Source organism: Nonomuraea diastatica (assembly GCF_004349015.1).
GTDB lineage: Bacteria > Actinomycetota > Actinomycetes > Streptosporangiales > Streptosporangiaceae > Nonomuraea > Nonomuraea diastatica.
The window spans coordinates 16,325-31,383 of sequence record NZ_SMKP01000123.1; the positions used below are offsets into that span (position 1 = coordinate 16,325).

The following is a 15,059-nucleotide window of genomic DNA, read 5'->3' on the forward strand; positions in this document are numbered from 1 at the left end:
TGACCGCGGTTTGCTACGCCCTAGTATTGCCGTGCTTGCCGACAGCCCGAAACGGAGGGTGGCAAACTCGTGGCGGCACGGCTCGTCATCGCGATCACAAGCCAGGATATCGGCGCACGGATCACCACCCGAAGGCGCGTTCCAGAAGGCTTTCGCGACACGGTGGGCATCCTCGTGTCGTGGGAGTCCGGGGTGCTGACCGTCCGCAAGAAGGACGGCACGCTGGTGGAGATCCCTGAAGAGACGCTCGTAGCCGCCAGGGTCGTTCCGGCCGCGCCTCCTCGACCTCGGCGGATGTAGCGGTAAGTATTCATTGTGTGACTGTACGTACCTGCGCCGCCGCAGCAGCCATCCTCGCCAGCGCCGGATGCGGCGCGTCGTCCACCGACTCCGCCTCCACCGAGGCCAAGAACCTGCCGCCCGTCAACGCCCGGGCCACCTCCATGAAGGCGGGCTTCGGCACCATGGAGCGGCTCGCCGAGGCCGCGGCGCGCGAGGGCGAGCTCAACGTGATCGCCCTGCCCCGCGACTGGGTCAACTACGGCGAGATCATCGACACCTTCGCCGACAAGTACGACATCAAGGTCAACGAGCTCGAGCCCAACGCCGGCAGCAAACGCCAGCTCGACGTCGCCGCCCAGCTCAAACCCGACGTGTTCGACCTGACGATGGACGTGGCCATCGCCGGAGCCGGGCGGTTCGCCCCGTACAAGGTGCAGGGCTGGCAGGACCTGCCCGACCAGATCAAGGACCCGTCAGGCGGCTGGTACGCCGCCTACGGGGGTTACATGTCCATCGGGTACGACCCGCGCGCCGTCAAGCCGCCCGCCTCCTTCGCCGACCTGCTGAAGCCCGGCTACCGGGTCGCGCTCGACGGCGACCCGCTGCGCTCGGCGTCGGCGTTCGACGGCGTGATGGCCGCCTCCATGCGGGCCGGCGTGCCGCAGCCCGCGCAGGGAGTGTCGCTGTTCGCCAAGCTCAAGCAGGCGGGCAGGCTCACGGAACCAGCCAAGGCCAACACGATCGTCGCCTGGGACCACCTGAACGCGGCCCGCAGCGCGCACCAGCCCGACGCGTGGAAGGTGACGATCCCTCGCGACTCAGCGCTCGGCGACTACCACATGCAGGCGATCAGCAAGACGGCGCCGCATCCGGCCGCGGCCAGGCTCTGGCAGGAGTTCCTGTTCTCCGACGAGGGCCAGAACCTGCTCCAGAAGGGGTTCGCCCGGCCCGCGCGCACCGAGGCGATGCGCATGAAGGGCACGCTCGACGCCGAGCAGGCCGCGAAATTGCCCAAGGCGCCCGGCCCTCCGGTCATCCTGACGATTCCGCAGGCAGACGCGGCGAAGGCGTACCTCAAGAGGCGATGGGCGAAGAGCATGGGATGAGTCCGATGTGACTTGATATGTCGTAGGGACGTTCAGGCTCTAAAGTGAACGGACAGCACGGCCACGGGGGCCCGTTGTCTGATCGAATGTGAGCTGATCGTCTTGCGATACGACACGCCGAGTTTGGAGCGGTGGAACAGTCGCGCCTACGACAGCAGCTTCGGCTACGTCTCGACCCAGGGCGCGCCACTGGTCGACCTGCTCGACCCGCGACCCGGCGAGCGCGTGCTCGACCTCGGGTGCGGCACCGGAGTGCTCACCGCCCAGATCGCCTTCAGAGGCGCCGACGTGCTCGGCATCGACGGCTCCGCCAAGATGATCGAGAAGGCGCTGGCACAGTATCCGGGCATCAACTTCATCGTCGGCGACGGGCACGACTTCACCGTCGTCGAACCGTACGACGCGGTCTTCTCCAACGCGGCGCTGCACTGGATGAGCCGCGACCCTGGCACCGTGATCGCGAACGTCCGCGAGGCGCTCACGCCCGGCGGGCGCTTCGTCGCGGAAATGGGCGGAGCGGGCAACTGCGCCGAGCTGACCGCCGCGATGCTCACCGCCTGGCGGGAGTACGGCCTGCGCGAACCCGACCTGCCGTGGTATTTTCCCACGCCTGCCGAGTACGCCCGGCGTCTCGAACAGGAGGGTTTCGTCGTCAGGTTGCTCGAATACTTCGACCGGCCGACACCCCTCGACGAGTGCCCGGGCGGAGCCGCCGACTGGGTGAACACGTTCGCCGCCTCGGTGCTCGAGGGGCTCCCGCCGGACATCGTGGGGCCCCTGCTGCGGCGCGTCAACGAACTGGCCGCTCCTGCGCTGCGCAGGGAGAGTGGCTGGATGGCCGACTACGTGCGCCTACGCTTTGCCGCTGTTCGGCGCTGATGCGTAGTGCATGATGCGTAGGGCTGTTTTGCCGGACTATGGTCTGTTCCGTGGGCGGCGAGACCATGGCTGCACCGCTGCGGCGGCGTGAGGGGCTGGTGAACGGAACGGGATGAATTTCTGCCTGAGCGACCTCGTACCACCGTTGAGGTGGAGCGACGCGTCGACGATCACGCTACTCACCGGGCAACCGGACCTGCCGGACGCGTGGTGGCGTACCCTGCCCATGCCACACGTGCTCGCGGCCATCGGCCCGGAGTCGCTGGGCGAGCTGCTCACGGAGATCGCCCTGGAGCACTGGCCCGCGGCGGCGGTGGGCGACGTCCTGCCGGCACTGCACGTCCTGGAGCCCGATGACGCCGACGAGCCCGCCGTCGCCATCGCGCTCGACCGGACCGGCTCGTGGACGGGGCTGCTGGCGCTGACCAGCCGGGAGCTGGTCGACCAGCCCTTCGTCCAGGCGCGGCCGGTGCTGAACACGCTGTTCTCCACGGTCCTGGTGCGCCTCGCGCGCCCGCGTCCCGAACACCCGGCACCGGCGGCCGAGGCCGCGGCCACGGTCGGCCCGATCCTGACCCCCGCACCGGCCGCGCCGGAATCGGCTCACGGGTCCGAGCCCGTCGCCGCCGCCCCGGAGCCCGCGCAGACGGCCGAGGAGCCGCCACGCGAGACCCGGCGGGGAGAGCACGCGTCTCAGGCGCTCGCAGCCGCGCACCCAGCGGCGGCCGAGCAGCCGGGCGCGGAGCCCTCCGTCGCGGCCGATCAGGCGGGCGCGGGTCAGGAGGCCGTCGAGGCGGGCGAGCTCCACGGGCGGGCCGCTGAGCACGAGACGCCTCACGCGGTCGGTGAACGTGCCGCTGAGGCGCCGGCACAGTTCGCCGCCGAACCGGTCGAAGCCGCGAGAGTGGCCGGTCATGGCGCTGAGGCCGCGAGTGCGGAGCCGGTCGCGGAACCTCCGGCCGAGACCCTGAGCCCTGAGCCGGTCGCCGAACCTGCGGCCGAGGCCGTGAGTCCTGAGCCGGTCGCCGAACCTGCGGCCGAGGCCGTGAGTCCTGAGCGGGTCGCGGAGCCCGAGGCTGAAAGCGGCGGTGCCGCGCACGGTATGGAGAGCCCGGGGAAGGGCACGGACCAGCCGGCCGAGCCCCGGCCCGAGAACCCTCCGTTCGAGCAGTTCGACCAGCTCCAGGGTGAGCAGGCGGAGATCGAGCGGGCGGAGGGCGGGCAGGCGCAATCCGAGGCGCAGCCGCCCGGGCGGTACCCCTCCGTTGAGGGTGCGCCCGCCGCGGCGGCGGAGCAGTCGTGGCAGCCGTCCGGTGGGCGGGCGGGAAGCGCGGCCGATGCCCTCGCGCCGGGTGAGGACGTGCTGGAGTCCTCCCCTGAGGGTGCGGAGCCGGTGGGCGCGGCCGGGCAGGAGCCCGAGCATCAGCGCAACGCCGCGCCGGAACCCGAGCCCCAGGACGTAGCGGCGCCCCAGATCGGCGCAGCGCCGGAACCCGGACCTCAGGCCCATGTGGCGCCGGAGCCCGAGCCTGAGGGCGATGTGGCGCCGGTGTCCGAGCCGGGCGTCGTGGAGCCCCAACCGGTGGCGGAGGCGGCCTCCGGGCCGGACCAGCCGTTGCCGGAGCTCATCGAGGCCGCGTTCGCCGGGCTGGACGACAAGAGCTGGGCGGTGGCGCAGAACCGGATCTTCACCGACGAACCCTCGGCGGTGGACCAGCTGGCCAAGCTCTTCGCCGTCCCCCCGGCGGAGATCGCCGCCACCGAGGACGAGCTGCGCGCCCGCCTCGACCAGTGGCTGGCCAGCGAGGAGGCGGCGCCGTACCGCGCCCACCTGGACGACCTGGTGCGGACGCTGGGCCCGGCTGCTCCCAAGGAGCAGCTCATCGGCGCGGCCGACTGGCACCACATGGAGATCCGCGCGCTGGAGGTGCCGGCCTGGCAGTTCGTCCTGGCGACCCTGGCACCCCAGCCGCAGCCCCAGCCCCAGGCCGCCCCCGCGCAGCAGTCGCAGGCCCAGCCGCAGGCGCAGTCGGCGTTCGGCCCGGTTCAGGCGGCGCCCCCGCCGGTCGGCCCGCCGCAGTTCCAGGCGTTCGCGCCGGTCGCTCCGGCGGGTGAGTCGAACGGCGACTCCGCCGACGAGGCCGGCCAGCCGTACCAGCCGTTGAAGGACGTCTCCCAGACCCGGCGCTGTTTCAGGCAGCCCGACGGGCGCTGGTGGCTGCGCATCGACGTGACCGCCGAGCAGCTCGCGGGCGGCGAGTGCGCGCTGCCGACGGGGTTCGCGTCGTACCTGGGCCTGTCGCCGGGCGAGAGCAGGACGGTCAGGAGCGCCGCGGGCGAGCTGACGATGACGTGGCACGGCGGGCCGGTGCTCGAATCGATCGAGCGTCTCCTGGTCGACGTCGGCGCGCGCGAGGGCGGGCACCTGTTCCTGACCTTGTCGGACGAGGGTGTCCTCAGGGCCAGGCACCTGCCGGTCGCCGCCCAGGGCGCGGAGAAGATCACCAAGGCGCTGCGCCTGGTCGGGTACACCGCCCCGGGAGGCACCAGGGACCAGGCGGCCCGGGTCATCGCCACCAGGATCGGGATGACGGGCCCGGTCAGCCTGCCCGACCTGCTCACCAGGCTCCGCGAGCGCGGGGACCGCGACCTGCTCGCCCTCCTGGACTGAGCCGGTGCCGCGGCTCGCGATCGGCCCTGAGTTTCCCAGGGAGCTCAGCGCACTGGCACCGCCGGTGCGCAGGGATGCCGTGGTCGCGCTGCGCCGGTTCCTGCTCAACGTGGCCGGCGCCCCGCATCCGCAGCGGGTGCGGGGCGCCAGGGACGCGAGGGTCGCGACGCTCCGCCTGGCCGAGGGGCATCGCGGGGTGGTGGTGCGGCAGCGGGACGTGGTCTGGCTGCGTACGGTGCTGCCCGACCCGGATGCCTGGTCGTACGCGCAGCGCCACAGGTTCGGCGTCAACCCGGTGCTCGGCGTGATCGAGGAGTGGGACGCCGAGGCGCTCGAACGGGTCGAGCCCGCGTTACGCAGGTCGGTGCGCTCGCCTGGGCTGTTCGCCCCGATCTGCGACGGTGATCTGCTCGCGCTCGGCCTGGACCTTCACGCGCTGCCGCTGTTCAGGCTGGTCACGACCGAAGCCGACGTGGCGGCGCTGGAACCTCTGCTGCCGCCCACCCAGCACGCCCCGCTCGCGGTGCTCGCCCGCGGCGGCACGCTGGGGGAGGCGTGGCGGGAGCTGGACGCCTGGCGCGCCTCGGGTGAGGAGCGGGGGCCGGTCGACGCCGGCGATCTGTACGCGGCGCTGCTGCGCAGCCCGGACCGGGCGGTGTTCGTGGCCGACAAGGTGGAGCTCGACCGGGTGTTGCGTGCGCCTGACTGGTGCACGTTCCTGCACCCGCCGCAGCACCGGCTGGCCAGGGCCGCGCGTTACGAGCGCCCGGTGCTGGTGGTGGGTGGAGCGGGCACCGGCAAGACCGTCGTCGCCCTGCACAGGGCCGCTCATCTGGCCGCGCACGGCGCGGGACCGGTGCTGCTCGTGACGTTTTCCCAGGGGCTTGCCGAAGAACTGTCTGCGAAACTCGACCTTCTGATCGATGATGAGGTGGTGCGTAAGCGGGTCGAGGTGGACAACGCCGATCGCCTGGCCCTGCGGATCGTGACCGACGCGGAGGGCCGGCGACCGGCGCTGGTCGGGCAGGGGGCGCGCTCGCTGGCCGAGCTGACCGACGAGGCGCTCAGGCTGCTGTCGCGCGCGACGGGCGACCTGCTCGACGACATCGATCCGGGGCACAAGCCGTACCGTCACATCGTGGTGGACGAGGCGCAGGACGTCAGCCCGGCCCAGTGGCGGCTGCTGCGGGCGGCGGCGCCGCACGCGCGCGACGACCTGTTCGTGGTCGGCGACCCGCACCAGCGGGTCACCGACGCTCGCGTGGCGCTGGGCGCGGTCGGCATCTCCGCCGTGCAGCACACGCTCAAGCTCTCCTACCGCCTGCCGCAGGAGCTGCTGTCGTTCGCGGTCAGGCTGCGCGGCGGGGGCCTCGCGCCCGGCCTGGTCAAGGGCGCCACCGACATGTACGGCTTGCGCGCGGCGCGCGACGGCGCCCGGCCGGTGGTCAGGGCGTACGCCACCCAGGAGGAGGAGCTGGAGGGGCTGCGGTCCATGATCGAGTCATGGCTGGCGGACGGCGTGCCCGCCGCGGAGATCGCGGTCGGCGCCCGCGACGTCCGGCATGTGCGCGCCGCCCGGCGGGCGCTGTCGGGCCTGGATGTGCGTGCGTGGACCTTCCCGCACCTGAAAGGTCTCGAGTTCGAGCGGGTGGCGCTCGTCGGCGTGGCGGAGGGCGTGGTGCCCGAGCCGCCGCCTGCGGAGCCGCCGGAGGAACCGCACGCCAGGGCTCGTGCGCTGCAGCGCGAACGGAGCATACTGTTCGTCGCCTGCACTCGTGCCCGCTCGATGCTCTATATCTCCCATTCCGGACGAGGGAGCCCCTTTTTGTCCCTCTGATCACATAGTCTGAACTGCGGATATAACGTCCCATTGCCGGTTGGACCTCAATGAACCTCAGCCTGAGCGACCTCGCGCCACCACTGCGCTGGACCTCCCCTGGTCAGATTGCGCCGATCGTGGAGGAGCCGCAGCTGCCCGAGGCTTGGTGGCAGGCGATCCCTCTCGACCGTGCCTGCGCCATCGCCGGCACGCAGACCGTGGCGGGCCACCTGGCCGGCCTGGCCATGTCCTGCTGGGGTCATCTGATGCTCGGCGACATCCTGCCGCTGCTGCGCTTCTCCGACCCCGCCGAGGCCGAACGGACGCCGGAGACGCTGGGCAAGGACGTGGTGCAGAAGTTGTTCACCGGCGTGTTCGAGCGGCTGCTCGAACCCCTTCCCGAGGCCGTGCCCGCGCCGTCCAAGGCGGACAAGCCGCTGCCCGAGCTGATCGACGACCTGTTCGGAGCGCTGGACGACCGGCAGCGGGCCATCGCCCGCGACCGGCTGTACGCGACGCAGCGGGCCACGCTCGACGAGCTGGCGCAGCGGTTCTCGGTGACGCGGGAGCGGATCAGGCAGATCGAGCGCGACCTGCGCGAGCACGTGGAGGCCTGGCTCGCCAAGCCGGAGGCCGCCGCGGTGGCCGCGCACGTGTCGTGGCTGCGCGGCCGGCTGGGCTCGGCCGTGCCCGCCGACGACCTGCAGGCCGCGGTCCCGTGGCACGCCGCCGAGCTGCGCAGCCTGGGCATCCCGGTGTGGCGGTTCGTACGCACGCTGCTGACCGGCTACGAGCAGTCCGACGGCTGGCTCGTGGCGGGCGGGGCCGACGACCTGAGGGAGAAGACCCGCCAGCTGTTCACCGACGGGCCACACCCGCTCGCCGAGGCCGTGACCATGGTCGCCCAGCTCGGCGTGCGGGAGGACGTCGCGGAGCGGTGGATCCTGGGCGTGCCGCAGCTGCGTGTGCTCGGCACGCACGTGGTGCCGTGGCCGCGCAGCATCAACGAGAAGGCAGAGGCGGTGCTGGCGGTGGCCGGCACGCCGTTGTCGCCGGAGGAGATCCAGGAGCGCATCGGCGAGGACTACAGCCTGGTCGGCATCCGCAACCAGCTCACCGCCGACGACCGCTTCCGCCGGATCGACCGTAACAAGTACGGCCTGACCCGCTGGGGCGGCGACGAATACCTGGGGATCAGGGAGATGATCGCCCGGGAGATCGAGCGGGCCGGCGGCGAGGCGTCGGTGAGCACGATCGTGACGAACCTGACCTCCCGCTACGACGTGAGCGAGAGCTCGGTGCGGGCGTACTCCGGCGGCCCCGGGTTCGAGCGGACGCAACGGGGCTGGATCCGGGTGGCGGGCACCTCGCCGAGCGGGGAGGTGGAGCCGTACCAGCCGCGCAAGGACGTGTCGGAGACGCGGCGCAGCTTCCGCTCCCGCGACGGGCGCTGGTGGCACCGGGTGGACATCAACGCCGAGCACCTGCGCGGCTCCGGCTCGCCGCTGCCGACCGGGTTCGCTGCGTACCTCGGGATGGCGCCCGGCGGGTCGCTGACCGCCTCCACACCGTCCGGTGACGTGGTCATCAGCTGGCACAACCAGCCCACCATGGGGTCGATCCGCAACGTGCTGGCCGACTCCAAGGCGAGCGAGGGCGACCACGTGTTCCTGACCGTGTCGGACGGCGGTGAGCTGCTGACGCGCCACATGCCCGCCGCTCCCCCCGGCATGCCACCGCTCAACCGGGCCCTCTACCTCATCGGGATCACCGCGCCGGTCAACTCGGAGATCGAGGGGCTGCGGCTGATCGGGGCCAGGATCGGGGCGTCCGACCTCGCCACGCGCGACGAGATCCTCAACAGGCTGCGCGAGCGCGGCGACAGGGACATCCTCGGTTTCCTGGGCGGATGACCTCCGGCTAAGCTCGGGAGATGGTGCGGATCTACGACACGCGCACCCGGCAGGTCGAGGAGATCGCCGCCGGGCGGGCGGTGCGAATGTACACATGCGGGCCGACGGTCTACCGCCACGCGCACGTGGGCAACCTCCGCACCTACCTGCTGTCCGACCTGATCAGACGGGTGCTGGAGCTGCGGCGGGTGCGCGTGCTGGTCTGCCAGAACATCACCGACGTCGGCCACCTCGCCGACGACGCCGACGAGGGCGAGGACAAGGTCCTCGCGCAGGCGCGGGCCGAGGGCCGATCGGTGAGCGAGCTCGCCCGCTTCTACGAGGACGCCTTCAGGCGTGACACCGGAGCGCTCGGCCTGCGGCCTCCTGAGCACATGCCGCGCGCGAGCGAGCACATCGACCTGATGATCGAGCTGATCGCCAAGCTGATCGAGAAGGGGCACGCGTACGCGGTGCCGGACGGGTCGGTCTTCTTCGACGTACGGACATTTCCTACGTATGGCGAAATTTCCGGAATTCGCCTGGACGCGCTGAAGCCCGCCCACCGCATCGACGCCGTCGACCCCCGCAAACGTTTCCACGCAGACTGGGCCCTGTGGAAACCTGCCACGGGCGAGCTGAGCTGGGACGCGCCGTCGGGGCGCGGTTTCCCCGGCTGGCACGTGGAGTGCTCGGCCATGTCGCTGCGCTATCTCGGGTCGCGCTTCGAGATCCACACCGGCGGCATCGATCTGAGGTTCCCGCACCACGAGGACGAACGAGCACAGTCCGACGCGGCCGCCGGGCACGAGGTCGTGCGCCACTGGGTGCACGGTGAGCACCTGCTGTTCGACGGGCGCAAGATGGCCAAGGCCACCGGCAACGTGGTGCTGCTCTCCGACGTGGTCGAGGCCGGCCTCGACCCGCTGGCGCTGCGGCTGGCCTTCATGGAGCACCGCTATCGCCAGCAGCTCAACCTGACCTGGGAGACGCTGCGGGCCGCCGACCGCACGCTGCGCAGGTGGCGGTCGCGGGTGGCCGAGTGGTCGGAGTCGGTCAGCGCCCCCATGCCCCGCGACCACGTGGCGCGGGTGGAGGCGGCCATCGAGGACGACCTCGACACGCCGTCGGCGCTGCGCGCCCTGCGGGAGCTGGAGCGGGACGAGTCGGTGGCGCCCGGGGCGAAGCTCGAGGCGTTCCTGCACCTGGATCAGGTGCTGGCGCTGGACCTGCCGAGCGAGATCGGCAAGGCGCGGGTGCTGCCGCCCGGAGCCGGGGAGTTGCTGGAGGCACGCGCCCGGGCCCGCGAGGCGGAAGACTGGGCCGCGTCCGACCGCCTCAGGGACGAACTCGCCGAGATGGGGGTCCGCGTGGGCGACACCCCGGAGGGGCAGACGTGGGCTTGATCCTTGGGGCCTGATCCTTGGGGCCTGGCTCCTGGAGGCGCTCGCGCGTCAGTTTAGACGGTCCAAGGAGTGATCTTGGGCTGTCAGACTTGATGCCAGTTTCGGCATGATGGAGGTAGTCGGTGAGGCCCTATGCGTGGATGCCGTGGCCGTTGCGGTGGTTCGCTCGGGTGTTGACCGTTCTGCTCGCGCTGGCGCTGGTGCTTGCGGGGGTGCTTGTCGTCACGGTGCGGACGTCGTTCCCTCAGGTGGATGGATCGCTGCGGCTGCCGGGATTATCCGGAAATGTGGAGATTTATCGCGATAAATCAGGGATTCCGCATATCTACGCTGACACTGCCGCGGACCTGTTCATGGCCCAGGGGTTCGTCCACGCCCAGGACCGCTTCTTCGAGATGGACTTCCGGCGCCACATGACCGCCGGCCGCCTGTCGGAGCTCTTCGGAGCCACCACCCTCAAGACCGACAAGGCGCTCAGGACCATGGGCTGGCGCCGGGTCGCCGAGCAGGAGCTGGGCGGCCTGGCCCAGGAGACGCGCGACAACCTCAACGCGTACGCCAAGGGCGTGAACACCTGGCTCGACGCCAACCCCAACGCCTCCGACCGCAGCCTCGAATACTCCGTGCTGAAGCTCCAGAACGGCGCCTACCAGCCGGAGAAGTGGACCGCGGCCGACTCCGTGGCCTGGCTCAAGGCCATGGCGTGGGACCTGCGCTCCAACGTGGAGAACGAGATCGACCGCGCGCTCGCCCTCACCAGGCTGCCCAAGGAGCGGGTCGACCAGCTCTACCCCGGCTACCCGTACGACCGCCACTCCCCGATCGTCACCCAGGGCGCCCTCGCCCAGGGCCGCTTCGAGCAGGAGGCGGAGCCGCGGCGGCGGGCCGGCCGGCTGCTCGCCCAGGCGGCCGAGGCCCTTGACGCCGTGCCGGACACCATGAGCACCGAGGACCGTGAAGGCGTCGGATCCAACTCGTGGGTGGTCTCCGGCACGAACACGGCCACCGGCAAGCCGCTGCTGGCCAACGATCCGCACCTGGCCCCGCAGTTGCCGTCCGTCTGGTATCAGGCGGGGCTGCACTGCAGGAAGCTCACGGAGGAGTGCCCGTACGACGTGACCGGGTTCACCTTCTCCGGCGTGCCCGGCGTGATCATCGGGCACACGGACAAGATCTCGTGGGGCTTCACCAACCTCGGGCCCGACGTGGCCGACCTCTTCCTTGAGCAGGTGGAGGGCGACACGTACCTCTACCGGGGCGAGCAGCTGAAGCTGGCGGCCAGGAAGGAGCAGATCAAGGTGGCCGGCGGCGATCCGGTCACGATCACGGTCAGGAGCACCCGGCACGGGCCGCTGATCAACGAGGTGATCGACACCGCCCGGCCCAGCGGCGAGGCCAACGCGGTGGCCCTGCAGTGGACGGCGCTGACGCCGGGGCGGACGGCCGACGCCGTCTTCGAGCTCAACAGGGCGAGCGACTGGGAGCAGTTCAAGGCGGCGGCGGCGCTGTTCGAAGTGCCCGCCCAGAACCTGATTTATGCCGACACATCAGGCAAGATCGGTTACCAGGCCCCCGGACGCATCCCCGTACGCGAGAACGGCGACGGCACCTGGCCGGTCCCCGGATGGACGGGTGAGTACGACTGGAAGCCGGAGCCGATCCCGTTCGACCGGCTGCCGTCCGTGGAGGACCCTGCCGACGGGTTCATCGTCACGGCGAACAACGCCGTCATCGACCCCGCGCGCTACCGCCCCCTGCTGACGCAGGACTGGGCGTACGGCTACCGCTCCGAACGCATTCGCGGCCTCATCGAGGAGGCGCTCGGGAAGGGCCCGATCGACGCGGCGGCCATGGCGCGCATCCAGCAGGACACCTACAACGGCTTCGCGGAGACGCTGGTCCCGGCGCTGATGCAGGTCGACCTGGCAGGGCCCAGCGGCCAGGCCAGGCAGCTGCTGAAGACGTGGGACAGGAGGGAGGACCTCGACTCCGCGGCGGCCGCGTACTTTAACGCCGTGTGGCGCCAGGTGCTCGTGCTGACCTTCAACGACGACCTGCCCGAGCAGGCCAGGCCGGCCGGCGGCGACCGATGGTACGAGGTCGTCAGGCAGCTGCTGGGCGCCCCGGGCGACCCCTTCTGGGACGACGTCACCACGAAGAACCGCAAGGAGACCCGCGACGACATCCTGCGCCAGGCTATGGCCTCGGCTCACCAGGAGCTGGCCGACCGGCTCGGTGACGACGTCACGTCGTGGCGCTGGGGCGACCTGCACCAGCTGGAGCTGGTCAACGGCTCGCTGGGGACCTCGGGCATCGCGCCGGTCGAGGCGCTGTTCAACCGCGGCCCGCTGCCCGTGCCCGGCGGCAAGGACGCGGTCAACGCCACGGGGTGGAACGTGCAGAAGGGGTATGAGATCACCGCCGTCCCGTCGATGCGCATGATCGTGGATCTGTCCGACCTGGACAAATCCCAGTGGATCAACCAGACGGGTGCCTCGGGGCACGCCTTCCACGACAACTACGTGGACCAGGCGGAGGCCTGGGCACGTGGAGAGCTGCTGCCGATGCTCTCCACGCCGGAGTCGGTCAAGAAGGCGGCCGTGCACACGCTCCGGCTCAACCCCTGACGGCGTACGCCTCGTGCATGTGTCTGACAATGACTGTCAATCGCCACTCCTGCGCGTTCGCCACCGGAGGGTGGCGCGCGGGTAGCCGCCGTCTTCCAGATCGGCGAGGCGCTCGAAAACATTGTAGGAAGCCCGGTCCCCGCAGACGATCGCCGAGACGAGCATGGCGATCAGATAGAGCGGCACCATGGGCAGCCCCGCGCACCACGCCCACTGTGTGGCGTGCCGGTCCTCGTGCAGGATGAGCCGGTGGTTCAGCGAGTTGCTCCTGGTCAAGACCACATTCCCGATGGTGAGCGCGCTCGCGGCCGGGAAACGGTAGCGGTAGCCGAAGGCCAGGACGAGCCCGTTGGGGCCAGGTTGCCTGGTGGCGCCGCCGATGCTCGCGATGAGCAGGCCGAGCGGTGTGGCGAGGTTCAAAGAGTTCGCCACACGCCGGAACCAGAAGCGCTTGTCCATGCGTCTCAGTCTTGACCGATCTTGACAAGTCGGAATAATGGCCAGGGTCCTGAAATCTCCCACAAGAGCAGGATTATGAAACTCTCCATCCTGGGCGCGCTGCTGAGCACCGTGGCACTGGCAGGAGCCGGCGGAGCCGCAATCTCCCAGACGTCAGCGACCGAACCCCTATCCACTGGCAGCCCACTAGGCGCGAGGGTCGCGTTAACCAACGGCCCGAGCGAGACTCCAGTCCCATCGGAAAGTCCCACGACCGGGGAGTACACCGCCAAGACCAAGGTGGTCAAGAAGAGAGGCGTCTCTTATCTGGACGTCTCCATCACCCATGAAGGGCCCGCGCTCTTCACCGTCAAGCAGAGAGTGTGCAAGAGGGGGTCGTGCAAGACCGCGACCGCCGACATCCCCGTCATCGACGGTGCGGCCGGGTCCACGAAGAGGCTGGGCCGGGGCACGTACAAGAAGCGGGGCAAGGCGCGCGTCGAGGTGACGCCCATCCCCTTGCCGACCGTGACGGAGAGGGTCACGGTGACCGTCACCGAGCCCGGTCCGACGGTCACGTTCACCTGCCGGCCAGGTGACCCGCCGACGGAGACGCCCCCGCCGACCGACGTACCGACGGACACACCGCCCCCGACCGACGCGCCCACGGACACGCCGCCGCCGACCGAGACCCCGCCGCCGCCGACACCCACGGAAACCGCCACCGAGACCCCGCCGAGCACCGAGACGCCTCCAAGCACCGAGACGCCGACGAGCACCGTGGCTCCGACGGACACGGCGCCGACGGACGGCACCGCTCCGCCGACGGACACCGTGCCGCCGACGGCGAGCCCCACGGAGGAGATCCCCACCTGCCCGCCGGCCTCGCTGCCGCCGACCGACGTCCCGCCCACCGAGGCTCCGACGGACACGCCCCCCACTGAGGCGCCTCCGACGCAGACCGTGACGCCGACGGACACCAGCGTCCCCACGGACACGGGTGCCCCGCCGCCCTCGGAAAGCGCTCCCGCCCAGTAACGCGGGACGCGACCCGTGATCGGGCACCGATCGGGCATTGATCGGGCCAGGCCTCGTGCCTGGCCCGACTCATGCGGCCCCGCGCGTGATGCGCAGGCGCCAGCGCGTGTACGGGGAGGTCAGAGCTTCCTGTAGCGGCCCTCGTGGTAGAGCAGGGGCGCCTCTTCCGAGGGCGTGCTCAGCGCCCGCACCTCGCCCACCACGATCGAGTGGTCGCCCGCGTCGTGCACCGCCGTGGTGACGCACTCCACGGTGGCGATCGCCCCGTCGAACAACGCCGCCCCCGTCTCACCCCGATGATGCGGCCACCGCGCGAGTTGCCCGTTCAGCGGCCGCCCGCGGTGGGCGAAGAAACGTGAGGCGTCCTCCATCGCGGCCGGCAGCACCGACACCCCCCACATCCCGGTCTCCAGCACCGCGTCATGGAACCTGGCCACCTTCTCGGCGCAGAAGAGCACGAGCAGCGGTTCGAGGGAGACGGAGGTGAAGGAGTTGATCGTCATCGCCAGATCGACGCCGTCGCGCCGCGTCGTGACGATCGCGACTCCGGTGGCGAAGCGGCCGACGGCCTTGCGATGCGCCGCGGGGTCCACGTGCCGCTCGGTGAAATGCACAAAGAATACTTTATGCCCCTACATCGGATTAGTCGGAGAATACCCTCGCAAAAGCCAAGAACCCCTCACCGACGAGGGCGAAAGCAGATAGGCCCCGACAAGGGCCAGCAAACCTCCGTACAGGTAGATGTAGCCAGGAGCACCCCGCGCGATCACCAGGTCACCCGACCCCAGCTCCAGCGTGAACGGCATCGTCACCAGCAGCCACCCGATCGCCGTCGCGACCGCGCCGAGCCGGGCGCGCATCAGCCGGCCCGCCCCCAGGCCCACCCCGAACAACGCCAGCA

At 70.8% G+C, this 15,059-nt stretch carries 12 protein-coding genes; 8 read left to right on the plus strand and 4 right to left on the minus strand.

Going from position 1 to position 15,059, the window contains the following annotated elements; genetic code table 11:
• Positions 1-69: 69 nt before the first annotated feature.
• The 8 genes from E1294_RS34155 to E1294_RS34190 all read left to right on the plus strand — a co-directional run bounded on the left by E1294_RS34155 (position 70) and on the right by E1294_RS34190 (position 12,682).
• The gene (locus E1294_RS34155; RefSeq protein WP_132515104.1) at positions 70-300 is read left to right on the plus strand and encodes a putative acetyltransferase; all 231 of its coding nucleotides are present in this window, start codon (positions 70-72) and stop codon (positions 298-300) included.
• A 17-nt stretch (positions 301-317) separates the two neighbouring features.
• On the plus strand, positions 318-1,388 hold the full coding sequence (locus E1294_RS34160; protein WP_246083487.1) for an ABC transporter substrate-binding protein: 1,071 nt from the start codon (positions 318-320) through the stop codon (positions 1,386-1,388).
• A 102-nt stretch (positions 1,389-1,490) separates the two neighbouring features.
• Complete coding sequence (locus E1294_RS34165) at positions 1,491-2,267, plus strand: class I SAM-dependent methyltransferase (RefSeq protein ID WP_132515105.1); 777 nt, start codon at positions 1,491-1,493, stop codon at positions 2,265-2,267.
• Positions 2,268-2,379: 112 nt separating this feature from the next.
• Positions 2,380-4,938 carry a hypothetical protein gene (locus E1294_RS34170; RefSeq protein ID WP_132515106.1) on the plus strand — a complete coding sequence of 853 codons (2,559 nt, stop codon included), beginning with the start codon at positions 2,380-2,382 and terminating at the stop codon, positions 4,936-4,938.
• Positions 4,939-4,942: 4 nt separating this feature from the next.
• The gene (locus E1294_RS34175) at positions 4,943-6,775 is read left to right on the plus strand and encodes a UvrD-helicase domain-containing protein (protein ID WP_132515107.1); all 1,833 of its coding nucleotides are present in this window, start codon (positions 4,943-4,945) and stop codon (positions 6,773-6,775) included.
• Between the two features lie 50 nt (positions 6,776-6,825).
• Positions 6,826-8,670, plus strand: coding sequence for a sigma factor-like helix-turn-helix DNA-binding protein (locus E1294_RS34180; RefSeq protein ID WP_132515108.1), 1,845 nt, complete (start codon positions 6,826-6,828; stop codon positions 8,668-8,670).
• Positions 8,671-8,690: 20 nt separating this feature from the next.
• Positions 8,691-10,055, plus strand: coding sequence for a cysteine--tRNA ligase (gene cysS, locus E1294_RS34185; RefSeq protein WP_132515109.1), 1,365 nt, complete (start codon positions 8,691-8,693; stop codon positions 10,053-10,055).
• A 140-nt stretch (positions 10,056-10,195) separates the two neighbouring features.
• Positions 10,196-12,682 (plus strand): penicillin acylase family protein, encoded by a 2,487-nt coding sequence (locus E1294_RS34190; RefSeq protein ID WP_132515115.1) that lies wholly within the window; start codon positions 10,196-10,198, stop codon positions 12,680-12,682.
• Positions 12,683-12,718: 36 nt separating this feature from the next.
• On the opposite strand, the gene E1294_RS34195 is transcribed toward E1294_RS34190, so the two are convergent.
• The 4 genes from E1294_RS34195 to E1294_RS53175 form a co-directional block, all read right to left on the minus strand.
• The gene (locus E1294_RS34195; protein WP_132515110.1) at positions 12,719-13,141 is read right to left on the minus strand and encodes a hypothetical protein; all 423 of its coding nucleotides are present in this window, start codon (positions 13,139-13,141) and stop codon (positions 12,719-12,721) included.
• A gap of 302 nt (positions 13,142-13,443) precedes the next feature.
• Positions 13,444-14,052: a hypothetical protein gene (locus E1294_RS34200; protein WP_132515111.1), complete on the minus strand. Its 609-nt coding sequence runs from the start codon at positions 14,050-14,052 to the stop codon at positions 13,444-13,446.
• A gap of 225 nt (positions 14,053-14,277) precedes the next feature.
• Entirely contained in the window at positions 14,278-14,772 is a 495-nt protein-coding gene (locus tag E1294_RS34205; protein WP_246083488.1) for a flavin reductase family protein, read from the minus strand.
• Between the two features lie 18 nt (positions 14,773-14,790).
• On the minus strand, positions 14,791-15,059 hold a 269-nt coding region (locus E1294_RS53175; protein ID WP_220448084.1), incomplete at its 5' end, for a DUF6113 family protein.